Below are 23,371 nucleotides of genomic sequence, written 5' to 3'. Positions count from 1 at the left end.
GCCCTTTGGATATCTATCTGCCGATCGCCGAGGTTTCGGTGAACTGGCCTGTCCTGGTTCTTCTGGGAGGGGTGGTCGGCTTTGTCTCGGGCCTGTTCGGCATCGGCGGCGGATTCCTGATGGCGCCGATCCTGGTGTTCCTCGGCATCCCCCCGACCGTGGCGGTGGCCAGCCAGGCCAGCCACGTCGTCGCTTCCTCGACCTCGGGCGTGATCAGCTATTCCTCGCGCGGGGCGGTCGACTTCCGCATGGGCGGAATCATGGCCGGGGGCGGTATCCTGGGCGCCTTCGTCGGCGTCGAAATGTTCCGCTGGCTGCGCCTGATGGGTCAGGCCGATCTGGTGGTGGCCCTGGCCTATCTGCTCTTCCTCGGCGTTATCGGCACCCTGATGCTGAAGGAAAGTCTGGAGCAGATCCTGCGGCGCAGGCGGGGTCAGCCGGCACCCCGCAAACAGCGCCGCCGCCCGATGTGGCTTTACGGCCTGCCGTGGCGGATGAAATTCCCCAAGTCCGGCCTCTATATTTCGGCCATTCCGCCGATCGCCCTGGGCGGCGGGGTCGGCATCCTGTCGGCCATCATGGGCGTGGGCGGTGGCTTCATCCTGCTGCCCGTCATGCTCTACGTCCTGCGGATGAAGGCCTCGGTGGTCGTCGGCACCAGCCTGTTCCAGATCATCATCACCACGGCCATGACCACGGTGCTGCAGGCCGGCCGCAACCAGACGGTCGACATCGTCCTGTCGTCCCTGCTGCTGTTCGGCGGGGTCATCGGAGCCCAGTACGGGGCGCGTCTGTCGGGCCGCTTCCGGGGTGAGGAGCTGCGCGCCATGCTGGGGCTGATCGTGCTGGGCGTCGGCATCTATATGGGGCTGGAACTGTTCGTCCGGCCCAGCGACATGTTCGCCATCGCGCCGGGGGTCCCGGAATGATGATGCAGGACCTGCCCCCTCCGCCCCCCGCCGTGGTCGCCGAGGCGCCTGCCCCGGTGCAGGCGCGTGACCCCTCGGTCGCGACCGGCCGCATCCTGCGTATCTCGGCCGCCCTGACCGACACCGAGGTCCAGGTCGACTCGCGCTTCACCGGGGCGTCGATCGTCCTGTACGGGGCCGTGTTCAATCCGACCGACACGCCCGCCGATGTGGTCGTCGTGGTGCGCGGCCCGGATGCGCCCGTGCGCCTGGTGCGCAAGTCGCAGACGGCGGGCGTCTGGCTGAACAGCCGGCCCGTGCTGTTCGAGGGCGCCCCCGGCTTCTACATGACGTCGTCCACACGCCCGCTCAGCGACATCGCCAATTTCGGCCAGCTGCGGCGGCTGGGGGTGGGGCTGGACCATCTGCGCATCGCCGCCCCGGAAGAGCGCCGCACCGTCACCCGCTATGGCGTGCGCGACGTCGTGGTCAGCCGGTTGGGCGAGGACTATCTGGACTGGCGCCGGGCCGTCATCCGCCTGCGCGAGGACGAGGGCCTCTATGCCGCCGATCCGCAGGGCGTGCGCTTCGTCGACGACGGCCTGTTCCGGGCCGAGGTGGTGCTGCCGACCAGCGCGCCGACCGGCACCTATCACGCCGAGGTCTGGCTGTTTCAGGACGGCGAGCCGGTCTCCAGCGCCGAGCTGGAACTGACCGTCGAAAAGGTCGGCATCGAGCGCGGCATCTATGAGTTCGCCCACGGCCGGCCGTGGACCTACGGCATCCTGTGCGTGATCCTCGCCGCCTTCACCGGCTGGGGCGCCAGCCGGGTGTTCCGACGCAACTAGGGCCTAGCGCCGGAACGAGTTGGCGATATCGACAGGCGTGCCCGGCAAGGCGCGGCCGCGAGGGGAGGCCCCGTCACAGCCTATGGCTTGAGCCTCGGCACTGGGAGAGTCCGGGTAAATCGTTCGCCATTCATCGCCCGGCTCATACCTGCCCAGGAACGAGCCATCGGGCCCGAACCCGACCATGGTCGTTGTTAGCGTCGTGCCGTCGGCGCAGTTGATCTGAGATCGCACAGCCATATGCGAGAGGCCGTCCTCCACATCCTTGTAAGACCAGAAGGCCGTTACCCAAACGATGTCGTCATTATCCCTGTGTGGACGGAATGCGCCATTGGCGAGGTACATAACCATGGCTTCGTCCTCGTGCAGCAGGGTGTAGGGGCCACTCATCGGTGGCGCTCTCCTGCTGGGGTCAGACGTAACGGGAACGGGCGGGGGAGGGTAAACTGGCAGCTCAGAAGACCGAGCTTCTTGCGCTGAGGCGAGATCAGCGCCGAAGGAGGACATAGCCAGGGCAACCAATAGGGCGCAGGCGGCTCGACGCATGATGGCCTCCGTAGGGGTCCGAGGTGAATATTTGGATAGTCTACCGACGCATGCGTCATCGCCTTCGGTGCAGCCGAACCGGACGATGCGCCAACGGGCCATGGTCTCTACCCGCAGCCGCCGCGGCTGTTGACCGGGCCGACTTCGTGGCGGGCGCTGGTGGCATAGGCGGACTGATAGGCAATCACGCTCGTCTGGCCCGACGGCACGATCACCCACGGGTGTCCCGCGACACGGGCGCAGATGGACTGGCTGTGGGGGTTATAGGCCCGGTGCACGATCTGGGGATTGCCCAGAATGGCATCCTCCTCGCGATCCGTCATGAAGGCGACGCCCTGCATCTCGTGATAGTCGAGGCGCTGGGACATCATGGTGGCTTCGCAGCCGGACATCAGGGTCGCCGTCGCCAGGGCGGCAGCCAGAAACACGCGCTTGTACATGGAACCTCTCCTCCTTCGGGTCCCAGATTAGCCGGGACATCGGGGGGGGCAAGTCTCTGGCGTCGGTGCCGGGGCCCAAACCCTGGCTCGCCGCGAACTCGCTGAGGGCGTCGATGACGGCGCGGTCGCTGACCTATCTTGCGTCGCGCGGGGGCAAGGTGGTCGGCAGGGGCTCATCGCGCTCGCCGCGCTTGTTCCTCATGCGGTATTTGCTCTGATACTCGCGCCGCTGTTTGGCGATTTCGTAGAGGACGATGCCTGAGCTGGTCCCGAGATTCAGGCTTTCGATCATACCGAACATGGGAATCGAGACGCACATCTCTGAGCGCTCGACCGCCAGGTCGCTGATCCCGGTATTTTCACGCCCAAACCATACGGCTAGCTTCGGATAGGCGGTGTAATCGCCCTCGTTGAGAAAGATGCTGGCCTTGCCCTTCACGTGTGGCGACGTGACAATCGACCTGAAATTCTTTGCCTCGAGGTAGTCGAAACACGCTTCCGTGCTGTCGAAGCGTTTCACGAAGGTCCATTTGACCGCCGAGACGGACGTTTTCGAGATTGACCGGCGTTCCCGCAAGTCCTGCCAATCGTCCGGCAGCGAACGACGGGGGTCCACGACATAGACCTTCTCGACGCCCAGCGCGTTCACATTCCGGATGATCGTGCCGATGTTGGCAATGTCGGTCGGGTCCTCGATCACTGCGATCAGGTTCTTGCAGCGGAACGGCTTGATCTCATCCGCGCGCTGACGGACAGACCGCTTAGATTTCGGTTCGTCTTCCATGGCTATCAGCTCGCCGCGAACTCGCTCAGGGCGTCCATGACGGCGCGGTTCTGGTCGTCGGTGCCGATGGTGATGCGGAGGGCCTCGGGCAGGCCATAGCCGCCGACCGGGCGGACGATGATCCCCTTGGTGTTCAGATAGGCGTTTGCGGCCTGGCACTGGTCGACGTCCTTGAAGCGGACCAGCACGAAATTGCCGGCGCTGGGCAGGACCTGAAAGCCGAAGCCGCGGATGGCCTGGGTCAGGCGGGGACGCCAGGTCTGGATCAGCTCGCGCGAAGCCTGCTGGTGCGCTTCATCGCCCAGGGCCGCGACCGCCGCCTCGATCCCGGCGACCGAGACATTGAACGGCAGGCGGATGCGGTCGACCGCATCGGCCACCTTCAGCGGGGCATAACCGTAGCCGATGCGCAGGCCGCCGAGGCCGTGGATCTTGGAGAAGGTGCGGGTGACGACGATGTTGCCGCTGTCGCGGGCCAGGTCGAAACTGCTCTGCCAGTCCGGCTCGGTGACATATTCGGCATAGGCCTCGTCGATCACCAGAATGATGTCGGGCGACAGGGCGGCGTGCAACTGGCGGATTTCCTCGGCGGTATTGTAGCTGCCGGTCGGGTTGGACGGGCTGGAGACATAGACGATGCGGGTGCGGTCATCGACCTGGGCGAGGATGGCCTCGGGCGTGAGCTTGTAGTCAGGCTCAGCCGCCAGCTTGACCTCGGCCTGGTTGGCCCTGGCCGAGATGCGATAGGCGAGGAAGCCGTACTGGCCCGAGACGATATTGTCGCCGGGCGTCAGATAGGTCTGGTTCAGAAGCGCAAACACCTCGTCCGAACCGTTGCCGAAGATCAGCCGCTCGGGCTCGAGGCCCATCTTGTCGGCCACCGCCGAGCGCAGCCTGGCCGCCCGGCCATCGGGATAGATGTGGATGCCGCTGACCGCATTGGCATAGGCCTCGCGCGCCTTTTCACCGGCGCCCAGCATGTTCTCGTTCGAGGACAGCTTCATCGGCTGGGCCACGCCGTCGATGTTGGACTTGCCGCCGACATAGGGGGCGATGTCGAGAATGCCGGGCTTGGGGGCGGGGGCCTTGGAGTCGGTCATGGGGTCCTCGCGGGGTCAGAATTTCAGAAGAGGGGAGCAGCGCCGATGACGCCGGTCAGGGTGCCGGGCAGGCCGTCCAGCCGCCCGTCGTCGGCCTGCACATAGCCTGCGATCATCATCAGCTTCAAGCCGCCGGTTGCGATCAGCGGCGCGGCGGCGAGGCCGTTCAGGCCCAGAACCTCGACCAGGCGGGTCTCGGGCAGGGGCGAGTCCGTGACCCAGAAGGTGCGGTCGTCGCCGGTCGGCTCGGGGGTGCCACGCCCGATCATCAGGGCCTGGGGCAGGCGGGCGGCCGTGTCGGGCAGGGCGCCGATCACGCGAGCGTCGGGTGTGGCCAGCAGCCGGCCCCACCAGGCCGTGACCCCGGCCAGATCCATCAGCACCCGGGCACCGGCGGCGGCCTGCTTCAATCCATCCTCGGCCTTCGCCACGCGCTCGAAGCCCAGGCCGAACCGGTCGGCGGCCAGCAGGGCCGACAGCCCGCCGTGCACATGAAGGGGGCCGGACGCCGCACGATCCAGACGCCCCAGCACGGCGCGAACCGTGGTCTTCTGATCGGCGGGCAGGGCAGTCAGGGCGCGGCGCAGGTCCGCAATGGCCTCGCCGTCGGCGGACGGGGGCGTCAGGTCCGAGAGGGCCTGCACCAGTCGCGTGAGGTCGTTCCCGTCCATCAGAACAGCCGGGGCGCGGGCGCCAGGGTGAAGGGCCCCAGCCAGGTGCGCCCCTCGCGGAACTCCAGCGTCAGCGAGACCGGCGCGCGTTCGGCCACGGCGGCGGCCCCCGCAGCGGCGGTGGCCTGGGCCCGGTCGACCATACTGTCCTCGGTGGTCGCCAGACCGGCCAGCGCCGGCGCGGCGCGTTCGGCCCGCACGCTCAGACTGCCGTTCAGCCGGCCGCCCTCATCGGCGACCAGCGGCCCGCCGGTCAGCAGGGCGCGGCTGTCGCCGGACTGCAGCTCGACCCGCACATTGGCAAAGCGCCCCCCGGCCTGCGTCCAGGTGTCGAAGACCCCGGCGCTGTCCATGCCGGTCAGGGCGCTGGCGCGTTCCAGGGTGACCTCGGTGCGTACGCTCAGCCGGCCCTCGCCGGTCAACCGGTCGACGGGGCCATCGGTGCGGCCACGGCCCTCGACCATCTGGAACAGCACGTCCAGGTCATCGGCGGCAGGGGCCGGCGCCCCGGCGTCCCGGGGCCGGGCCGTTGCCGGGCGCGCCTCCAGCGTCAGGCGTTCGGCGGCGGAAATCGGGAAGGCCTCGGCGTCCCGCTCGGCGCGGAAGGTGGGTTCGATCAGCTCGAGTGCCATCTGCGGCCAGGCCTCGGAGACGTCGCGCACGCTCATGCGGATGGCCTCGGCGCGCACGAACACCCGGCCCTTGTCGCCGCGCAGCATCGTCAGGCCGTCGGGGGCGATGACCACCCAGTGCAGCGGGGCATAGGCATTGGCCTCGGCCACCAGTTCCGGCGCGCGGGCCCCGTGACCCGACGGGGCCACCACCTCGACATCGCGCAGGGCCAGCCGGGCACGGAAGGGCCAGCCGTCGATCTCGATCCGGCCATGCTGGATGGTCCACCCGGACTCGCGCAGGCCTTCGGCGCGGGCCAGAACCTCCTGCTCGATCCTCTGGGTCAGCACGAACCACCAGCCGGTCCAGGCGACCAGCAGGGCCAGCACCACGATCAGCGGAAGGAACAGGCCCCGGCGGCTGTGGCGACGGGCGGGCGTGTCAGCGGTCATACAGACGTCCTGTGATCTTCGGGGCCGAGGAACCGGGAAAGGGTGGCGACCGCTTCGGCCAGCTCCATACGCTCGACCTCTACACCGGGGGGCAGGCCGCCGAAAAGCCGCGTGGGACAGGCCGCATCCAGCATGACGAACACCCCCTTGTCGTCGGCGCGCCGGATCAACCGGCCAAAGGCCTGGGCCATGCGCCCGCGCGCCAGCGCATCGTCATAGGTCCGGCCCCCGCCTGAACCGTCGAGGCTGGCGAACCGTTCCCGCCGCGCCCGGTGCAGCAGGTCCGGCCGGGGCCAGGGCACGCGGTCAAACACCAGCAGCCGCAGCGACCGGCCGGGCACATCGACGCCGTCGCGGATGGCGTCGGTGCCCAGCAGACAGCTGTCGCGCTCGGTGCGGAACACATCGACCAGTGCCCCCACATCCAGCGGGTCGATATGCTGGGCATAGAGCGGCAGGCCGGCGCGGCCCAGCTCGGGCCCCAGTAGGCCATAGACCGCCTTCAGCCGGCGGATGGCGGTGAACAGGCCGAGCGCCCCGCCGCCCGAGGCCAGGAAGAGCGCCCGCATGGCCGCCGCCGTGCGGCGCGGATCGTCGCGCGGCACGTCGGTGACCACGATCACCTTCGACTGGCTGGCATAGTCGAACGGGCTTTCGACCTTCAGGGTGCGGACCGGGGTCTCCAGCCGCCCGGTGGCCGAGCGCAGCCGCGCCAGATGGAAGGGGTCGGCGCCGAAATCCGGATCGGTCAGGGTGGCCGAGGTGACCAGCACCCCGTGCGAGGGGCGGATCACGGTCGCTTCCAGCGGCTGGGTCGGATCGACCCAATGGCGGCGCAACGACACATCGGACAGCCGGCCAAAGGCGCTCTCGGCCGACAGCCAGTCGACAAATTCGGGATCGCCGGCCGCATCACCCGACGCCAGATCATTCAGCATGGCCCGCCACGACGGCAGGGTCATGCGCGCCCGCCGGTCCAGCCCGCGCAGCGCCCCCTCGATCCGCGCCCGGGCCCCGCCGTCCAGCGTCTCGGCCTCTTCGGTCAGCACATCCTCGAGATGCCGCGACAGGGCGAGCAGCGGCGCCTCGACCGCGGCCAGGGCCTCGGCGGCCTTTGCGGCGGCGGTGATCAGGTCGGGGATGGCGGGGCGGGCGGCGCACTCCATGCCCTGATCTTCCGAGCCCCCGCGCGGGTCGGCCCGCGCGCGCAGCTGGTCCAGGGCCGCCGCCAGAAACACCTCGACCGGCCCGGTCGGCGCCCCCGACTCCGAGCCCCGCAGGATGCGGCCTTGAGCCCCCTCGCCCGGCAGGCGGGTGGCCGCCGCCAGCACATCGCCCATCGCCTTGCGCGCCGGGCTGTCGTCGCCGATCAGATCGCCCAGCCGCTGCTCCAGCCCGCGCCCGCGTCGCGCCCGCGTCTCCGGCCCCCGGATCCAGCGGCGCAGCTCGGCGGCCTCCTGACCGGACAGGCTGGAGGAAAAGGCGCTGTCGGCGGCTTCGAACAGATGATGGCCCTCGTCAAAGACGATGCGCTTCAGGGCGGCGGTCTCGCTGTCGCCGGCGGGCTGGCGGGCGGCGCGCGCCCCGTCAAAGGCGGCCTGCACCATGACCAGGGCGTGGTTGGCGATCACCACATCGGCGTGGCGCGCAGCCCGCACCGTCTTTTCCACGAAACAGCGGCGATAGTGGGGACAGGCGGCATGGATACATTCGCCGCGCCGGTCGACCAGATTGGCGGGCGTCGGCTGGTGCGCGGCCGGCGCAGCATAGAGCCCCGGCAGCCAGGCCGGAAAGTCGCCGCCCGTCATGTCGCCATCGGCACAGGCCCCGGCCCAGCGCGCCGTCAGGCCAAGCCCCACGACATCGCCCGCGCCCAGCTGGGCCTGCTGCACCATCTCCTGCAGGTTCAGCAGGCAGAGGTAGTTTTCGCGCCCCTTCCTGACCACCACCCGCCGCCGCGTCTGCCCCTCATGGTCGGGCAGGGCCAGACCCTCGCGCGCGATCTGGCGCTGCAGGGCGCGGGTATAGGTCGAGACCCAGACGGTGCCGTGGTTGCGCTCGGCCCACAGGCCGGCGGGCGCCAGATAGCCCAGCGTCTTGCCCGTGCCGGTGCCCGCCTCGGCCAGCAGGGCGCGCGGCTGGTCCTTGTGATCGCGCGGGGAAAAGGCAAAGGCGGCCTCGGCGGCGTAATCGGACTGGGTGGGGCGCGCCTCGTCCAGCCCCAGCCCTTTCAGCATATGGTCCAGCCGGATGCGCGCGCTCTCGCTGTCGACCGGGTGCGAGCCCGCCTCGCCGCGCGGCGCGACCTCTTCCCACTCGGACAGTCGGTTCCAGACATCCAGCCCGGTGCCCGGTTCGCGCCGGTCGCGGGGATTGCGCCCCGCTGCCAGAAGCCCGGCCCGCAGGGCCTGATCAACCCGCTCGCCCCAGCTCCAGCCCGCGCGGGCCAGCGTCCCGTTCAGCGTCAGCGCCGCTTCAAGGTCGGGATAGTCTGCCGCCGAGAGCTCGGCCAGCAACCGCCCGGCGACCGCGCGCAGGGCCTCGGCCTGGGCCACCGCGCCGACCGGCTCGTCCAGCCCCAGCGCAATGGCCAGCCCCGTGGGCGTCGGCGCACAGAAGCGCGCGGGCCGCACAAAGACGAACAGCTCCAGCACATCCAGCAGGTGCGGTGCCCGCGCCGGTGCCTCCAGCCCCAGCCGCCGCGCCGTCAACCCGGCATGGGCGACCAGCACCGGCGCGGGGCCACAGAACAGCCCCTCGGCCGCCCCCCGCCCGATGGCCCGTGCGCCCTCGGCATCCGCCACCGCCCCCGCGCCCGGTGGCGTGGCCAGTGCAGGCGGCAGGTCGAGGATCAGCGACGAAGGAGGAGCAGCAACGAGGGACACCCCCTCTCATACCCGCGCGCGCGTCGAAACGGAACGGGAACAGGGCACAGTTCTCGTCATCCTCTGGCTTGACCAGAGGATCGGTCGGGGCAGGCCGTTTCGGTCGGAACATGCAGAGGGTGACACCGACCCTCGGATCAAGTCCGAGGGTGACGAGGGAGAGGGGGTGAACCGCACGCCCTCGCTGTGTCCTTTGTGGCTTTTCTTCGCTGTGTTCTCTGTGATGAACCCTGGACCGACAACCTCACCCCTTCGGCATCAGGGCGTCGTCGATTTCGCTGGCGCGCAGATAGGCCGGGCGGGCGCGCAGGCGGTCGGCATAGGCGACGAAGGCCGGGCGGTCGGGGATGCTCTTGAACATCAGGCCCCAGTTGATCTGCGAGCCGACATAGACGTCCGCGGCGCTGAACCGGTCGCCAAGGATCCTCGGTCCGTCGCCGGAAACCGCGCCCTCCAGGGCGTCGATGGCGGCCTCGAAGGTGCCATAGCCCAGCGTCCCGGCCTTGTCGGCGGGGGCCAGCAGGTTCATCGATTTGGCGGTGACCGCGGCCTCCAGCGGGCCGGCGGCAAAGAACATCCAGCGCAGGAATGTGCCGCGCCCGGCCTCCTGCGGGCCGGGGGCCAGTCCGGCCTCGGGAAAGCGGTCGGCGAGGAAGGTGCAGATGGCGGCGCATTCGGTGACCACCTCGCCGTCACAGACGATGGCCGGCACCTTGCCCATCGGGTTGATGGCCAGATAGTCGGCGCCCTTCATGGTGGTGCCATAGTCCAGCAACTCGGTGCGGTAGGGGCGACCCACCTCTTCCAGCATCCAGCGCACGATGCGCCCGCGCGACATGGGGTTGGTGTAGAAGGTGATGTCGTCGGCCATGGTGTCCTCCCGGGTTTTCCGCAGACTAATGCGGGATCGTGACGCGCGTCACGCAACTGTGGTTTCGCGATACGGCAAAGTCGGGGATAGTCGGCGGATGACTCGTCCCGACAGGCCACTGGCGCTCGGTCGCCTCGAAATCTGGCGTCACCCCTGGCCGGTGCGGCTGACCCATTGGGTGAACGTGGTCTGTCTGGTCTTCCTGCTGATGACCGGCCTGCAGATCCTGAAGGCGCACCCGCATCTGTACTGGGGGCTGGACTCGACCTTCGATGACGCCTGGCTCAGCTTCGGCACCATCCCCGGCTGGATGACCCTGCCCGGCTATCGCGATCTGGCGGCGGGCCGGAACTGGCATTTCTTCTTTGCCTGGATCTTCGTCGCCAACGGCATGATCTATCTGCTGTACATCCTGTTCTCGGGGCGGCTGGCCCGGATGATAGAGCCCAGCCGCGAGGAGCTGGCCCACCTCCCCGACAGTGTGATCGAGCATGCCCGGCTGAAGTTTCCGGAGGGCGAGGCGGCCCGCACCTACAATGTCATCCAGAAGCTGACCTATCTGGTCGTGCTGCTGGTGCTGCTGCCGATGATGCTGGTCACGGGGCTGGGCATGTCGCCGATGATGAATGCCGCCATCCCCGAACTGCTGCCGGTCCTGGGCGGGCGCCAGTCGGCCCGGACCCTGCATTTCATCGCCGCCATGGGCATCACCGCCTTTGCCGTCGTCCATGTGCTGCTGGTGTTCCTCAGCGGGCCGGTGAACAATCTCAGGGCCATGATCACCGGCTGGTATGTGATCCGCACCGAGCCCGAACCGCCGAAGGAGACGCCCGATGACCGTGATCCGTCCTGATCGCCGTCACCTGCTGCTGGCCGGCGGGGCGCTGGCCCTGTCGGGCTGTGACAGTCTGGTCCGCAATGCCCAGGCCCAGTGCACGGTGAAGAAGGCCGAGCAGGTGTCAAAGCGCACCCAGCGCGCCCTGGCCCGCGATGCCCTGGCCCCCGAATACGAGGAAAAGGACATCTCAAAGGACTTTCGGGCCAATGGCTCGGTCGATCCGTCCGCCGCCGAATACCGGGCGCTCAAGGCCAATAATTTCCGCGACTATCAGCTGATCGTCGACGGCCTGGTCGAGACCCCGCTGGCCCTGTCGCTGGCCGAGCTCAAGCGCCTGCCCTCGCGCACCCAGATCACCAAGCACGACTGCGTCGAGGGCTGGACCTCGATCGGCAAGTGGAAGGGGGCGCGCCTGTCGGCCGTGCTGGACCGCGCGCGTCTGAAGCCCGAGGCGAAGTTCGTGGTCTTCCACTGTTTCGACGCCCTGGATCAGACCGAGAACGGCGAGCGCTATTACACCTCGGTCGACATCCGCGAGGCGTACCATGAGCAGACCATTCTTGCGTACGAGATGAACGACGAGACCCTGCCCATCAAGCACGGCGCGCCGATCCGCCTCAGGCTGGAGCGCCAGCTGGGCTACAAGATGGCGAAGTACATCAAGCGGATCGAGGCCGTCGAGAGCTTCGCCCACATCGGCCGGGGCAAGGGCGGCTATTGGGAAGACCGCGGCTATGAATGGTATGCGGGGATCTAGGATGCAGGGTGCGGGGATCGCCGCGGGGATCGCCGCCGTGATTGCCCTCGGGCCGACCGCGCTGTGGGCCCAGACGCCCGCCGGAGCGCCGCCACAACCGCCGCTGTGCGAGGGTACCGCAAGCCGCCTCGGCCCCGCTGCTCGCCCCGCGCCCGCGCCGGAGCTGTGGCCGGCCTCGACCTTCGAGGCGACCGGGCGGGAAGATGAAGCCCTCGATGATGTGCTGATGCGGGCATCGGGCGCCATGGGGGCAGACTCGGTGGGGGCCGCCGTGCTGGACGCCGACGGCCTGTGGTCCGGCCGGACCGGGGCGGAGGACGCCCCCCTGTTCTGGTGGGCCAGCGCGGGCAAGCTGGCGGTCGCCGTCGCCGTGCTGCAACTGGTCGAGGAAGGGGCGGTGGCGCTCGACGACCCGGTCTCGCGCTGGGTCGAGGACGTGCCGCTGGGTGAGCGCATTACCCTTGGCATGCTGCTGGACCACACCTCGGGCCTCTACAGTTCCAATGAGGCGGCGTCGGTCCGGGCCGATCCCCGCTTCCGCACGCTCGACGAACTGGTCGCCGTCGCGCGCGACGAGGGCAGCCTGTTCTGTCCCGGGCAGGGCTGGCGCTATTCCAACACCAACTACTGGCTGCTGGGCGCGGTACTGGAGGCGGTCGAGGGGCAGCCGCTGGACCAGATCCTGACCCGGCGGATCGTCGACCGGGCCGGCCTGTCCGGCGTGCGGTTCGTGACACCGGACGATGCCCTTTCGGAGATGCAGCCCCTGCCGCCGCCGGACGAGGCCCGGGGCGAGGTGGAGGTCCACCCGGCCTGGGTGGGGGCCGCCGGGCCGATGCTGGCGACGCCCGAGGGGGCCGTGGGCCTGCTGCAGGCGGTCCTGACCGGACGTCTGCTACCGTCGGAGCGGGTGCGGAGCATGCTCGACCAGCCCTGGCCCATGTTCGACCAGCCGATGGCCTATGGGCGCGGCCTGATGCTCTACGAGGTGCCGGAGCCGGGCCGACCGCTGACCTGGATCGGCCATTCGGGCGGCGCCAGCGGGGTCAAGGCGGCCCTGGTCTGGTCGCCGGTGGATCGGGCCTATGTGGCGGTGGTGCTGACGGGACCGGGGTCGGCCGAGGCCGCGGCCAATGCCCTGCTGCGCGCGCGGGGACGCCGCTGACGCCGCCTCCGGGCCGTTGCAAGGCAACCGGAATTCCCCTCTAGATGCGTCAGGCGATCGGGGGATCGCGAGGGGGATCGGAACATGCGCAGGATCGGAACGCGGTTGCTGGTACTCGCGGGGCTGCTCGCCCTGGCGGCCTGCGAGATGGGGCCGGAGATCACGCCGGCCAAGATGGTCCAGACGCCCGATGCGGAGCGGATCCGCGCGGCCTATCCCACCTTTGCCCGGATCGCGCAGATCGAGGGCAAGGTCTGGATGCGCTGTGCCTATACGCTGGATGGCCTGGTGGAGCGCTGTCGCAAGCGGGGCGTCGCGCCGGAAGGCCTGAACTTCGACAAGGGGATTCCCGGCCTGCTGGCCGACTATATCGTCGAACCGCAGACGATTAACGGCCGGCGGGCGCCCGGGGAGATCGACTTCCTCATCCACTTCGCGCCACCCTCCGCCCCGCCGACCTGGGAGGGTGAACCGGTCACCGATGATGAGAGGCGGGCGGCCCGTCGCCTGGTGACGGCGCAGCTGGGATTGGTCGACCGCTATGGCGACCGCGGCAATGCCCACCGGACGGTGGCCATTGATCGCTATCAGGCGGTGGCGGACATGCTGGACCAGGCCTTCGCGGCGGAGGGCGACGCCCGCAACGAAGCCATGGCGTACGCGCTCATCCAGGCCATGACTCCCGAGGAACGCCGCGCTTTCCGGCGGGGTGGATTCGGGGGCGCCTCGACCTATGAGATGGAGGCCGTCAGCCCCGAGCTGTTCGCCGTCAACGCCCGTATCGCCAAGCGGATTCGCGACGAATACTGCGCGGCCTACCCTTGCGCGGCGACCCGGCCGGGGACCTAGAGCCTGATCGGTTGAGGTGGAATCGCCTCGCGATTCCGCCGATGCCGTGAATCAGGCTCCCGCATAATACTGGACCGAAATCCGAGCCCGGTCGGACATGCGTCCGACTGAACCGACTTCAGTCTAGTCCTCGACCGTTTCCTTGCGGCGTTTGACCATCAGGTCGAAGCTGTCCCAGACGCCGTCGGCGCCGTGCCAGGCGCCCTTGGTCGCGGCCTTGGAGTATTCCGTGGCGCGGGCCTCGAAGAAGTTGGCGTGCTCGACGCCCGACAGCAGGGACTGCAGCCACGGCAGGGGGTTTTCGCGCTGGCCGCCGAACAGCTCGGGCAGCTGCAGCTGGCGTAGGCGCCAGTCGGCAATGAAGCGGATGTAGGCCTTGATGTCATCGGGCGTCATGCCGTGTACCGGACCCATCTCGAAGGCCAGGTCGATGAACTTGTCCTCCATCTGCACCACGGTGCGGCAGCATTCGACGATATCGTCAGCCACGGCCTTGGTGACCGCGCCGGTCTCCTTGTTGAAGGCGTGGTACAGCTTGATGATGCCTTCGCAGTGCAGGCTCTCGTCGCGCACCGACCAGCTGACGATCTGGCCCATGCCCTTCATCTTGTTCTGGCGGGGGAAGTTCATCAGCATGGCGAAGCTGGCGAACAGCTGAAGCCCCTCGGAGAAGCCGCCGAACATGGCCAGCGTCCGGGCGACGTCGGCGTCGGTCTCGACCCCGAACTGGCCCATATAGTCGTGCTTGTCCCGCATGGCCTCATATTCCATGAAGGCGCCGAACTCGCTCTCGGGCATGCCGATGGTCTCGAGCAGCAGGGCATAGGCCGCGATATGGATGGTCTCCATGTTGGCGAAGGACGCCAGCATCATCTTGACCTCGGTCGGTTTGAACACCCGACCGTATTTCTCCATGTAATTGTCCTGCACCTCGATGTCCGCCTGGGTGAAGAAGCGGAAGATCTGGGTCAGCAGATTGCGCTCGGCGCTGGTCAGATTGGCCGCCCAATCCTTGCAGTCCTCGCCCAGCGGCACCTCCTCGGGCATCCAGTGGACCTGCTGCTGCTTCTTCCACATGTCGAAGGCCCACGGATAGCGGAACGGCTTGTAGGCGGCCGAGGGCGTCAGCAGGCCGGGCAGGCTGCCGGCAGACTTGGCGGGCGTGATCGGGCTGTGGGCGTTCATGCGCGTCTCGTGAACTGGAGGGGTCATCGCTGAAGGGCGAGCCCTCACAATGCGCGGACATCAGCCCCCTGCCAAGGGGGTGCGGCGCTGGATATTGTGATTGTGATCGTCTCTGCCCCCAAATCTTGTGGTTAATCGCCGCAGGGCTGGGGACGAATGAGGGGGCGGGTGCTTCTCCTTTCGGGAGAGAATGTCCGAAGTCCACTATCTTCGCTAGAATTTTCGAGAACCGACGTTATAGTTCGCGTGTGGGGGGAAAACGTCCCGGCACGCTTGGCCGAGGTCTCCCCGCGTTATGGACGCATCGTCCGAACAGGGAGGCTAACGATATGAAGCGACTGAAACTCCTGGCCCTCGGGGCCACAGCGGCCCTCGGCCTCAATGCGGCCGTCAGTGCGCCGGTGCTGGCCCAGGCTGCCGAACCCTTCGTGGGGCAACTGGTGCTGTTTCCGATGAACTGGTGTCCGCGTAACTGGGCCAAGGCCAACGGGGCCATACTGCCGATCGCCCAGTATCAGGCCCTCTACTCGCTGTACGGCACGACCTATGGGGGCGACGGCCGGCAGACCTTCGGCCTGCCCAACCTGGAGGGCCGGGCCCCCGTCAGCTATTCCAGCAACATGCCTCTCGGAATGATGACGGGAAGCTCGACGGCGACGCTGACGGTCAACCAGATGCCGGCGCACAACCACATGATCCTGGCCGCATCCACCGGGCCGACCAGCAACAATCCCGCGGGCGGAAGCCTGGCGACCTTCCCGGACGGCTCGCCCATCTATGCGTCATCCGCCGAGGTTCCCTCGGTGGCGATGCACCCGAATGTCGTGACGCCGACCGGCAATAATCAGCCCTTCTCGACCCAGAGCCCGATCCTGGCCATGAACTGGTGTGTGTCCCTGCAGGGCATCTACCCGTCGCGGTCATAAAGGGATGAAGCGCATGACCAAGACAGGAAAACTGGCGGCCCTGGTCGCCGGTGTCGCGCTGGCGGGCAGCTTTGCCTCGTCTGCGACGGCACAGGACAACTTCGTGGGTGAACTCCAGCAGTTTGCCACCAACTGGTGTCCGGACGGATGGCATCGGGCGGATGGCAGCCTGATGGCCATTGCCCAGTACGAGGTGCTCTTCAGCCTGATCGGCACGACCTATGGCGGCAATGGCATCCAGACCTTTGGCCTGCCGGACCTGCGTACCCGGATGCCGGTCGGCTACGACAATCAGTTGCCGATCGGGGCCATGACCGGCACCTCCTCGACCACCCTGCTGCAGTTCAACCTGCCGAGCCACAGCCACAATCTGCAGGGCGATGAGACCGGTCCGGTGAGCAACAGCCCCGCGGGAGCCATGCTCGGCACCTTCCCGGCGTCGTCACCCATCTACAGCAGTGGTGCGGGCGCATTTCCCCTGAACATACGCGTGGTGGAGCTTGCGGGCGGCAATCAGCCGGTTCAGATCCAGAGCCCGATCCTGGCGACCAACTGGTGCATCGCCCTGTACGGGATCTACCCCTCGCGCCCCGACTAGGATTCCGTCAGCGAGACCTTCGCCCCGCCGGACAGCGTCCGGCGGGGCTTTTTTCGACTCAGTCGAACAGGATGACGGCCAGCCCCGTCAGGGCAAAGCCCAGCGCGGCCGCGATGCGGATCCAGGTCATGGGCAGGCGGGTAGCCGCCTTCTCGCCGAGGAAGACGGCCGGCGTATTGGCCAGCATCATGCCCAACGTCGAGCCGATCACGACCGGGATCAGGGCTTCGAACCGAACGGCCAGGGCGGCCGTCGCGATCTGGGTCTTGTCGCCCATTTCGAGAATGAAGAAGGCCGCCGTGGTCGTCAGGAAGATGCCGCGCCAGGTGGTCTCCTTCGGGGCGGGGCGCTCCTCCAGACGGTCGGGAATCAGGGTCCAGGCGCCAAAGGCCAGAAAGGTCAGGCCGATGACCCATTTGACCCAGGGCCCTTCGGCAAAGCTGGCGAGGACGGAGCCGGCGATCGCCGCCACCGCATGATTGGCGATCGTCGCCACCAGTATGCCGGCCAGGATGGGCACGGGCCGCCGCCAGGCCGCCGCCAGCAGAACGGCCAGCAGCATGGTCTTGTCGCCGATCTCGGCCAGGGCCACCAGCCCGGTCGATACAGCCAGGGCCTCCCAGAAGGGGCCGTCCGCAAAAGGAATCACAACAGGTCACTCGGGCGGGGGCGACGGGCGAACCGACGGTCATCGCGAACGCCCCCGCATGGATGCGCCCCGCGATGCCAGCGGTCTTGTCAAACAGCTCCGCGACCCTGAGGTCTGCCGGAGCCCCGCACGCGCCATTCCCTCCGGGCGAGGGAAAGTGTGTTGACGCGCGCCCCACTTTTGCGTGGGCGACTACTCCCCGATGACGAGGGGGTCGCTTTACGCCGGAGGGGCCTGTCGCGCAAGCCGGGCCTCGCGGTGCCGCCCGTATCGTTCCAGCGCCCAGGCGGCCAGCCACAGGCTCATGGCCCACGCCGCCCCCACGCACCAGCCGGCCAGAACGTCCGACAGCCAGTGCGCGCCCAGATAGACCCGGGTCAGGCCGACGGTCAGGGCCAGCAGCACGGCGGCCCCCAGCACCCAGATCTTTTCCCGTCGCCGCGTCAGCCCCTGCGCCACCAGCGTCCCCAGGCTCAGGTAGAAGACCGTGGCCAGCAAGGCGTGGCCCGAGGGAAAGCTGGCATTCAGGGTCTCGACCGCCTGATAGGCGACGGGTGGCCGCTCGCGCTCGAAGACGGACTTCAGGCCTTCGCTGAGGCCGACGGCGCCGATCAGGCCCAGAACCAGCCGCAGGGCGGCCCCCCGGTGGCGCTGCAGCAGCAGATGGGTAACGGCCAGCAGGGTGAACAGCGACAGGACCGATATGCCGCCGAGCGAGGTCAGGTCGGCGGCGGCCTCCTCGACCCACCAGGGGCCGATCGGGTTGCCGACGTCGCCCGGCACGCGCAGCGCCTCCAGCACCTGATAGTCCAGGCCCCGGTCGCCCTGTTCGGCCATCTCCTCGGCCAGATCGAGGAACAGAAGCCCGCTCATGGCCATCACCAGAAAGGCCCCGAGCGCCGCCGCCTCGGTCCGCGCCAGCCTGAGTGTGCGCACCGCCAGAGGGGGCAGGAATTCGGTCAGTCGATGGCGGAGCCCGGCGAAGGTCATCGCCCCGAAACGGCCAAGGTTGGACGGCGTTCCGACGGGCCGGCCGGGCGATCACGTTTCCGTGATCGGACCCCTGGTGTCATCCCGCTGTCACGGGCCTTTCCACAGTCTGGACCGGCTTGCCCCCGGCTTTGTGAAGAATGTGATCGCCAGCCCCGTTGACGGGTCGTTAGGTATCTGTGCCCCATATGTGGCGTCGGGACCTGCTTCGGCCACTAGATCATGTGGTCGTGCAGGAGGCGCTGTTGCATTGGCATTCGGGGATTATCGAGCATTATGGCTGGCGTGGAAGCAATGAAAGCGGCGGAAATGAAGACGGCTGAGACGTCCGGGACGTCTGTGGGCGCGACCGCTGAACGACCGCATCTGAAGGTGGTGCCCTCCATCATTCTGGATCGCTCGCGGGACGCGCTGCTGACCGAATTCGGCAAGAAGACGCTGGAAGACCGCTATCTGCTGGCGGGCGAAAGCTATCAGGACATGTTCGCGCGGGTCGCCAATGCCTTCGCCGACGACGCCGAACATGCCCAGCGCATCTATGACTATATGAGCCAGCTGTGGTTCATGCCGGCGACGCCGGTGCTGTCGAACGGCGGCGCCAATCGCGGCCTGCCGATTTCCTGCTTCCTGAACGCGGTCGGCGACAGCCTGGACGGCATCCAGTCGGTCTGGAACGAGAACGTCGCCCTGGCCTCGAACGGCGGCGGCATCGGCACCTACTGGGGCGGCGTCCGCTCCATCGGCGAAAAGGTCAAGGGCGCGGGCCAGACCTCGGGCATCATCCCCTTCATCCGCGTGATGGACAGTCTGACGCTGGCGATCTCGCAGGGCTCGCTGCGCCGGGGCTCGGCCGCCGTCTATCTGGACGTGCACCACCCCGAGATCGAGGAGTTCCTCGAGATTCGCAAACCGTCGGGCGACTTCAACCGCAAGTCCCTGAACCTGCACCACGGCATCAACATCACCGACGCCTTCATGGAGGCGGTCCGCGACGGCAAGACCTTCGACCTGCTGTCGCCCAAGGATCAGGCGGTCATGAAGACCGTCGACGCCCGCGGCCTGTGGCAGAAGATCCTCGAGATCCGCCTGCAGACCGGTGAGCCCTATCTCATCTTCTCGGACACGGTGAACCGCCAGATGCCGCGTCACCAGCGCGAGCTGGGCCTGTCGGTCAAACAGTCGAACCTGTGCTCGGAAATCATGCTGCACACCGGCCGCGACCATCTGGGCGTCGACCGGACGGCGGTCTGCTGCCTGTCGTCGGTCAATGCCGAGACCTTCCTCGAGTGGAAGGACGAGCCGCGCTTCATCGAGGACGTCATGCGCTTCCTCGACAATGTGCTGGAAGACTTCATCCGCCGCGCGCCGCCGGAAATGTCGGCCGCCGTCTATTCGGCCAAGCGCGAGCGGTCGGTGGGTCTGGGCCTGATGGGCTTCCACTCCTTCCTGCAGGCCCAGGGCGTGGCCTTTGAATCGGCCATGGCCAAGTCGTGGAACATGCGGCTGTTCAAGCACCTGCGCCGCGAGGCCGACAAGGCCAGCCGCCTGCTGGCCGAGGAAAAGGGCGCCTGCCCCGACGCCGAGGAGCGCGGCATCATGGAGCGCTTCAGCCACAAGCTGGCCATCGCCCCGACCGCCTCGATCTCGATCATCTGTGGCGGCACCTCGGCAGGCATCGAGCCGATCCCGGCCAACATCTATACGCACAAGACCCTGTCGGGCTCGTTCGCGGTCAAGAACCCCTACCTGGAGCAAATCCTGGACGGAAAGGGTCTGAACACCGACGCCATCTGGAACTCGATCCTCGAGAACGAAGGCTCGGTCCAGCATCTGGACGAGCTGACCGAGGACGAGAAGGCCATCTTCAAGACCGCCTTTGAACTGGACCAGCGCTGGGTGGTCGAGCTGGCCGCCGACCGCACCCCCGAGATCTGCCAGGCCCAGTCGGTCAATCTGTTCATTCCCGGCGATGTCGAGAAATGGGACCTGCACATGCTGCACTGGTCGGCGTGGGAGCGGGGCCTGAAGTCACTGTATTACCTGCGGTCCAAGTCGGTGCAGCGCGCATCGTTCGCCGGTTCCGAGGACAAGGCCGAGGCGGAAATCGATCCCAACCAGCCTGATCTGTTCTCGGTGGCGCGCACCGACTACGACGAGTGTCTGGCCTGCCAGTAGGGCAGGGCCCCGGCGAGAGGGAACGCGGGACACTGTCTGTCCGTTAGGAGGACAGAGCCGCGTCGCCGAAAAGTCATTTGTCGGACGCGGGCGAATGTAGCATGCTCAAGCGCATAACGCTGCGTAAGGGCACGGTGAGGGGCCTGTGAAGCGATCGACGTCCATACTGGTCGGGTGTGTCCTGGCCACCGGTTTCGGGGGAGCTGCCTTTGCACAGGCGGGCCCGTCGACGACGGCGTCGCTCAACTCTGCCGACCCGTGGGAAGACAGCTGGGAAGCCCAGCGGCGCGACCGCGAAATCACCACCCGCCTGAATGCCGACACCACCTATACCGCCCGGGTCCAGACCGTGGCCGGTCCGGCCTATGTGCCGGACAGCCGGACTGTCGAGGTCCGCCCCGCCGAGGTTGAGCGGGGCTCACCCTGGGTGGCGACCAGCCGCGAGGTCTGGCGCGAGACGGATGCCTATACCGAAAGCCTGAGGGTCGACAGCGTCGGAACCCTGCGCCGGGCCGACGGCGGCCCCCTGCCGCCGGGTGCCGGTGACGCCGTGGCGGTCGAGGACCAGCGCTATGGCCTCAGCTATCGCCGGGGGTGGCCCTCCACGCTCGGTTATACGGCTTCGGGCCTCGAAGTGACCCTGACGCCCCACGCCGGTGTCGGCCTGACCCCGCTGGGCCCTGTGGCCGAGGCCGGGGCGACCCTGTCGATCGGCTCGGACGTCGACCGCATGGTGCCCGAGGGCCAGGAGGTCTTTGGCGACCGGGCGCGCTGGTATCTGTTTGCCGCAGGATCCGGCCGCGCGGTGGGCTATAATTTCGCCCGCACCCGCGACGGCAACTACGCCCGCTCGGGCTATAGCCACGATTCCGGGGCCTTTCTCGGCGATGCCTCGATCGGTGTCGCCTACCGCCGCGGCGACGTCCACAGCTCGGTCGGCCTGGTCTATCGCGAGATCGAGCCCGGCGGCATGCGCGACATGAGCGACGGCATCGAGGCCGATGTGACCGAAGGCATGGTGGCCTTCCAGTTCTCGATCAAGCCCGACTGGTAAGTCCCTAGCGGGTTGCGACCACGCCCTCGCGCCGATCGTCAGCCCCGCCGTCCCAGGCCCAGCCGTCCGGCCCCAGCCGCCACAGGCCGCCGTGCAGGCCCGAGTTCTCGCTGGCGTTCGGCCGCAGCCGCAGACCCCGCTCCGCCAGGGCCGCCTGGAGCTCCGGCGAGAACCGTTCGGTGTCCGCCCCCAATCCCGACCCGCGCGCCACCAGATTGGGCAGGTCAAAGGCGTCCTGCACGCCCAGCCCCCAGTCGAGCGTGCCGATCAGCGCCTTGGCGTTATAGGCCAGGATCGACGATCCGCCCGGTGAGCCCAGCCCGCCGACCAGCCGACCCTCGCGGTCGAAGATCAGCACCGGCGACATCGAGGACCGGGGCCGCTTGCCGCCCGCCACCGCATTGGCCACCGGCCGTCCCAGATCATCGACCGGCTCGAACGAGAAATCGGTCAGCTGGTTGTTCAGGAAGAAGCCGCCGCTCATCCGGCCCGAGCCGAACACGCTCTCGACCGTGGTGGTCATGCTGACGGCATTGCCCCACGGGTCGACGATGAAGAAATGCGAGGTGCCGGCGGGCTCGGTCGTGGCATCGGTGCCGACAGCGACGATCCCGGGGGGGCTCCCGGCCTCTGCGGCCCCGGTCAGGCCGGGCACCAGGGCGGCGCGTTCGGCCACATAGGCCGGGTCCAGCAGGCCCGCGACCGGGACAGAGACAAAGTCCGCATCCGCCACATAGCGATCGCGGTCGGCATACATCAGCCGCTGCAGACGGGCGAAGGCGACCCAGGCCCCCGCGTCATCCGGTCCGGCCGAGACCGCCGGCACATGCTCGGCCATGGCCAGCAGCTGCAACAAGGACACGCCGCTGGAGGGCGGCGGCGGCACACAGACCACATAGATCCGGTAGGGGCGGCACAGGGCCTCGCGCACCTTCGGCTGATAGCCGGCCATGTCCTCCAGCGTCAGCGCGCCCGGGCGCGGCGCGGCGCCGACCGTTTCGACAATCCCTTCGGCGATCGGGCCTTCATACAGGGCCCGCGCCCCGCCGGCGACCAGTCTCCGCACCGTCTCGGCATAGGCCGGATTGGTCAGCACATCGCCGGTCTCGAGACGCTCCCCGTCGGCCCCGGTGAAATAGGTATTGGCCCAGTCGCTGCGGGCCTGTCCGCGGGTCGAGGCGATGAAACCGCCCAGCCGGGGGCTGATCTCGAACCCGTCCTCGGCCAGCCGCTCGGCGTCGTTGAAAAGCTCTGACCAGGCCAGCCGACCGTGCCGCGCCTGCGCCAGACCCAGCATGGCCACCGCCCCCGGCACGCCGGTCGAGCGCCCCGACATCACGGCATCGGCAAAGCCCAGTGGCTTGCCGTCCTGCCAGAACAGTTCGGGCGTGGCGGCGGCCGGCGCCGTCTCGCGCCCGTCATAAACGGTGACCTCGCCGCTTTCGGCATCGAACCACATCATGAAGGCGCCGCCGCCGAGCCCCGACGACTGGGGCTCGACCAGGCCCAGGACCGCCTGCACCGCCACCGCCGCATCGGCGGCCGTGCCGCCCCGCTCGAGCACCGCCATGCCCGCCGCAACCGCATGGGGATTGGCGGCCGAGACAAAGGGACCGACCGCCCGAGGGACCTCGGCTGCGACCGGCGCCGCCGCGTCGACCGGCCGGGCCTCCGGCTGCATCGCACAGGCGGCACTGACCAACATCAGTCCGGTCAGGGCGCCGGCAGGCAGGAAGCGCAGGAGGTTCGACACAGGCATGGGAAGGGCAGGTCCGTCGCGACGTCTCGGGGAGTTTGATCCGGCCTAGCCCATTTTGGCCCGCCGTTCGACGATGACGTGCCCGCCCGACAATTTCTCGCCCCTTCCGGTGCCCGCAGGCCTTGCGCCCGCGAAATCCAGCGGCTAGAGAACCGCCCCTGTCCCGCAAGGGTCAGATCCGCACCCGTAGCTCAGCTGGATAGAGCACCAGACTACGAATCTGGGGGTCGGGCGTTCGAATCGCTCCGGGTGCGCCATTTTTTGTCTGATGTCCCAACAAGTTGGACCCCGACAGGGAACACCGGACCT

Annotated in this window: 22 protein-coding genes, 1 tRNA gene and 1 riboswitch; of the genes, 11 read left to right on the top strand and 12 right to left on the bottom strand. The window is 68.2% G+C overall.

Annotated elements, in window-relative coordinates:
* The first annotated feature begins 5 nt into the window (after positions 1-5).
* Positions 6-929: a sulfite exporter TauE/SafE family protein gene (locus tag V7672_RS12170; RefSeq protein ID WP_286692886.1), complete on the top strand. Its 924-nt coding sequence runs from the start codon at positions 6-8 to the stop codon at positions 927-929.
* Positions 926-1,756, top strand: a complete 831-nt coding sequence (locus V7672_RS12165; protein WP_335624868.1) for a TIGR02186 family protein — start codon at positions 926-928, stop codon at positions 1,754-1,756. Before V7672_RS12170 ends, V7672_RS12165 begins: the two co-directional genes overlap by 4 nt.
* Positions 1,757-1,759: 3 nt before the next feature.
* Here V7672_RS12165 and V7672_RS12160 read toward each other — a convergent pair whose 3' ends face one another.
* From V7672_RS12160 to V7672_RS12125, 8 genes are all read right to left on the bottom strand, one after another.
* On the bottom strand, positions 1,760-2,146 hold the full coding sequence (locus V7672_RS12160) for a hypothetical protein (RefSeq protein WP_335624867.1): 387 nt from the start codon (positions 2,144-2,146) through the stop codon (positions 1,760-1,762).
* A 263-nt stretch (positions 2,147-2,409) separates the two neighbouring features.
* Positions 2,410-2,742, bottom strand: coding sequence for a hypothetical protein (locus tag V7672_RS12155; protein ID WP_335624866.1), 333 nt, complete (start codon positions 2,740-2,742; stop codon positions 2,410-2,412).
* 133 nt (positions 2,743-2,875) lie between these two features.
* Entirely contained in the window at positions 2,876-3,526 is a 651-nt protein-coding gene (locus V7672_RS12150; RefSeq protein ID WP_335624865.1) for a TrmH family RNA methyltransferase, read from the bottom strand.
* 5 nt (positions 3,527-3,531) lie between these two features.
* Positions 3,532-4,626 (bottom strand): histidinol-phosphate transaminase, encoded by a 1,095-nt coding sequence (hisC, locus tag V7672_RS12145; protein ID WP_335624864.1) that lies wholly within the window; start codon positions 4,624-4,626, stop codon positions 3,532-3,534.
* A gap of 23 nt (positions 4,627-4,649) precedes the next feature.
* Positions 4,650-5,297: a hypothetical protein gene (locus tag V7672_RS12140; RefSeq protein WP_335624863.1), complete on the bottom strand. Its 648-nt coding sequence runs from the start codon at positions 5,295-5,297 to the stop codon at positions 4,650-4,652.
* Positions 5,297-6,361, bottom strand: a complete 1,065-nt coding sequence (locus V7672_RS12135; protein WP_335624862.1) for a DUF2125 domain-containing protein — start codon at positions 6,359-6,361, stop codon at positions 5,297-5,299. Before V7672_RS12135 ends, V7672_RS12140 begins: the two co-directional genes overlap by 1 nt.
* Positions 6,358-9,246: an ATP-dependent DNA helicase gene (locus V7672_RS12130; RefSeq protein WP_335624861.1), complete on the bottom strand. Its 2,889-nt coding sequence runs from the start codon at positions 9,244-9,246 to the stop codon at positions 6,358-6,360. The genes V7672_RS12135 and V7672_RS12130 overlap by 4 nt, the downstream gene beginning before the upstream one ends.
* A 244-nt stretch (positions 9,247-9,490) precedes the next feature.
* The gene (locus V7672_RS12125) at positions 9,491-10,117 is read right to left on the bottom strand and encodes a glutathione S-transferase family protein (RefSeq protein WP_335624860.1); all 627 of its coding nucleotides are present in this window, start codon (positions 10,115-10,117) and stop codon (positions 9,491-9,493) included.
* Positions 10,118-10,214: 97 nt separating this feature from the next.
* Here V7672_RS12125 and V7672_RS12120 point away from each other — a divergent pair, with 97 nt between their 5' ends.
* The 4 genes from V7672_RS12120 to V7672_RS12105 all read left to right on the top strand — a co-directional run bounded on the left by V7672_RS12120 (position 10,215) and on the right by V7672_RS12105 (position 13,726).
* Positions 10,215-10,970: a cytochrome b/b6 domain-containing protein gene (locus tag V7672_RS12120; RefSeq protein WP_335624859.1), complete on the top strand. Its 756-nt coding sequence runs from the start codon at positions 10,215-10,217 to the stop codon at positions 10,968-10,970.
* The gene (locus V7672_RS12115) at positions 10,951-11,712 is read left to right on the top strand and encodes a molybdopterin-dependent oxidoreductase (protein ID WP_335624858.1); all 762 of its coding nucleotides are present in this window, start codon (positions 10,951-10,953) and stop codon (positions 11,710-11,712) included. The genes V7672_RS12120 and V7672_RS12115 overlap by 20 nt, the downstream gene beginning before the upstream one ends.
* Position 11,713: 1 nt before the next feature.
* A complete protein-coding gene (locus tag V7672_RS12110) occupies positions 11,714-12,877 on the top strand; it encodes a serine hydrolase domain-containing protein (protein WP_335624857.1) in 1,164 nt (387 codons plus the stop codon).
* 84 nt (positions 12,878-12,961) lie between these two features.
* The gene (locus tag V7672_RS12105; protein ID WP_335624856.1) at positions 12,962-13,726 is read left to right on the top strand and encodes a hypothetical protein; all 765 of its coding nucleotides are present in this window, start codon (positions 12,962-12,964) and stop codon (positions 13,724-13,726) included.
* A 123-nt stretch (positions 13,727-13,849) separates the two neighbouring features.
* Here V7672_RS12105 and V7672_RS12100 read toward each other — a convergent pair whose 3' ends face one another.
* A complete protein-coding gene (locus V7672_RS12100; RefSeq protein ID WP_335624855.1) occupies positions 13,850-14,911 on the bottom strand; it encodes a ribonucleotide-diphosphate reductase subunit beta in 1,062 nt (353 codons plus the stop codon).
* 329 nt (positions 14,912-15,240) lie between these two features.
* Between V7672_RS12100 and V7672_RS12095 the strand changes: the two genes are divergently transcribed.
* Both V7672_RS12095 and V7672_RS12090 read left to right on the top strand, forming a co-directional pair.
* Positions 15,241-15,837, top strand: a complete 597-nt coding sequence (locus V7672_RS12095) for a phage tail protein (RefSeq protein WP_335624854.1) — start codon at positions 15,241-15,243, stop codon at positions 15,835-15,837.
* A gap of 13 nt (positions 15,838-15,850) precedes the next feature.
* The gene (locus tag V7672_RS12090) at positions 15,851-16,435 is read left to right on the top strand and encodes a phage tail protein (protein WP_335624853.1); all 585 of its coding nucleotides are present in this window, start codon (positions 15,851-15,853) and stop codon (positions 16,433-16,435) included.
* 58 nt (positions 16,436-16,493) lie between these two features.
* On the opposite strand, the gene V7672_RS12085 is transcribed toward V7672_RS12090, so the two are convergent.
* Together V7672_RS12085 and V7672_RS12080 are read right to left on the bottom strand one after the other, a co-directional pair.
* Positions 16,494-17,084 carry a TMEM165/GDT1 family protein gene (locus tag V7672_RS12085; RefSeq protein ID WP_335624852.1) on the bottom strand — a complete coding sequence of 197 codons (591 nt, stop codon included), beginning with the start codon at positions 17,082-17,084 and terminating at the stop codon, positions 16,494-16,496.
* 95 nt (positions 17,085-17,179) lie between these two features.
* Positions 17,180-17,297, bottom strand: a riboswitch (yybP-ykoY riboswitch).
* A gap of 6 nt (positions 17,298-17,303) precedes the next feature.
* Complete coding sequence (locus V7672_RS12080; RefSeq protein ID WP_335624851.1) at positions 17,304-18,074, bottom strand: phosphatase PAP2 family protein; 771 nt, start codon at positions 18,072-18,074, stop codon at positions 17,304-17,306.
* 222 nt (positions 18,075-18,296) lie between these two features.
* Here V7672_RS12080 and V7672_RS12075 point away from each other — a divergent pair, with 222 nt between their 5' ends.
* Both V7672_RS12075 and V7672_RS12070 read left to right on the top strand, forming a co-directional pair.
* Positions 18,297-20,249 (top strand): ribonucleoside-diphosphate reductase subunit alpha, encoded by a 1,953-nt coding sequence (locus V7672_RS12075; RefSeq protein WP_442889381.1) that lies wholly within the window; start codon positions 18,297-18,299, stop codon positions 20,247-20,249.
* A 145-nt stretch (positions 20,250-20,394) separates the two neighbouring features.
* Positions 20,395-21,303 carry a lipid A-modifier LpxR family protein gene (locus V7672_RS12070; RefSeq protein ID WP_335624849.1) on the top strand — a complete coding sequence of 303 codons (909 nt, stop codon included), beginning with the start codon at positions 20,395-20,397 and terminating at the stop codon, positions 21,301-21,303.
* A gap of 4 nt (positions 21,304-21,307) precedes the next feature.
* On the opposite strand, the gene V7672_RS12065 is transcribed toward V7672_RS12070, so the two are convergent.
* Positions 21,308-23,062 carry a gamma-glutamyltransferase family protein gene (locus V7672_RS12065; protein ID WP_335624848.1) on the bottom strand — a complete coding sequence of 585 codons (1,755 nt, stop codon included), beginning with the start codon at positions 23,060-23,062 and terminating at the stop codon, positions 21,308-21,310.
* 180 nt (positions 23,063-23,242) lie between these two features.
* Between V7672_RS12065 and V7672_RS12060 the strand changes: the two genes are divergently transcribed.
* Positions 23,243-23,319, top strand: a tRNA-Arg gene (locus tag V7672_RS12060).
* Positions 23,320-23,371 lie beyond the last annotated feature (52 nt).

The sequence above is a fragment of the Brevundimonas sp. genome (assembly GCF_036963785.1).
Taxonomy (GTDB): Bacteria; Pseudomonadota; Alphaproteobacteria; order Caulobacterales; family Caulobacteraceae; genus Brevundimonas.
Note: the sequence above shows the minus strand (reverse complement) of the source record. Positions and strands in the feature narration are given on the sequence as shown.

Coding starts and splice junctions, on each gene's coding strand:
- V7672_RS12165 (WP_335624868.1), top strand. CDS start 926: ATGATGATGCAGGACCTGCCCCCTCCGCCCCCCGCCGTGGTCGCCGAG.
- V7672_RS12160 (WP_335624867.1), bottom strand. CDS start 2,146: ATGAGTGGCCCCTACACCCTGCTGCACGAGGACGAAGCCATGGTTATG.
- V7672_RS12155 (WP_335624866.1), bottom strand. CDS start 2,742: ATGTACAAGCGCGTGTTTCTGGCTGCCGCCCTGGCGACGGCGACCCTG.
- V7672_RS12150 (WP_335624865.1), bottom strand. CDS start 3,526: ATGGAAGACGAACCGAAATCTAAGCGGTCTGTCCGTCAGCGCGCGGAT.
- hisC (WP_335624864.1), bottom strand. CDS start 4,626: ATGACCGACTCCAAGGCCCCCGCCCCCAAGCCCGGCATTCTCGACATC.
- V7672_RS12140 (WP_335624863.1), bottom strand. CDS start 5,297: ATGGACGGGAACGACCTCACGCGACTGGTGCAGGCCCTCTCGGACCTG.
- V7672_RS12135 (WP_335624862.1), bottom strand. CDS start 6,361: ATGACCGCTGACACGCCCGCCCGTCGCCACAGCCGCCGGGGCCTGTTC.
- V7672_RS12125 (WP_335624860.1), bottom strand. CDS start 10,117: ATGGCCGACGACATCACCTTCTACACCAACCCCATGTCGCGCGGGCGC.
- V7672_RS12120 (WP_335624859.1), top strand. CDS start 10,215: ATGACTCGTCCCGACAGGCCACTGGCGCTCGGTCGCCTCGAAATCTGG.
- V7672_RS12115 (WP_335624858.1), top strand. CDS start 10,951: ATGACCGTGATCCGTCCTGATCGCCGTCACCTGCTGCTGGCCGGCGGG.
- V7672_RS12110 (WP_335624857.1), top strand. CDS start 11,714: ATGCAGGGTGCGGGGATCGCCGCGGGGATCGCCGCCGTGATTGCCCTC.
- V7672_RS12105 (WP_335624856.1), top strand. CDS start 12,962: ATGCGCAGGATCGGAACGCGGTTGCTGGTACTCGCGGGGCTGCTCGCC.
- V7672_RS12100 (WP_335624855.1), bottom strand. CDS start 14,911: ATGAACGCCCACAGCCCGATCACGCCCGCCAAGTCTGCCGGCAGCCTG.
- V7672_RS12095 (WP_335624854.1), top strand. CDS start 15,241: ATGAAGCGACTGAAACTCCTGGCCCTCGGGGCCACAGCGGCCCTCGGC.
- V7672_RS12090 (WP_335624853.1), top strand. CDS start 15,851: ATGACCAAGACAGGAAAACTGGCGGCCCTGGTCGCCGGTGTCGCGCTG.
- V7672_RS12080 (WP_335624851.1), bottom strand. CDS start 18,074: ATGACCTTCGCCGGGCTCCGCCATCGACTGACCGAATTCCTGCCCCCT.
- V7672_RS12075 (WP_442889381.1), top strand. CDS start 18,297: ATGTGGTCGTGCAGGAGGCGCTGTTGCATTGGCATTCGGGGATTATCG.
- V7672_RS12065 (WP_335624848.1), bottom strand. CDS start 23,062: ATGCCTGTGTCGAACCTCCTGCGCTTCCTGCCTGCCGGCGCCCTGACC.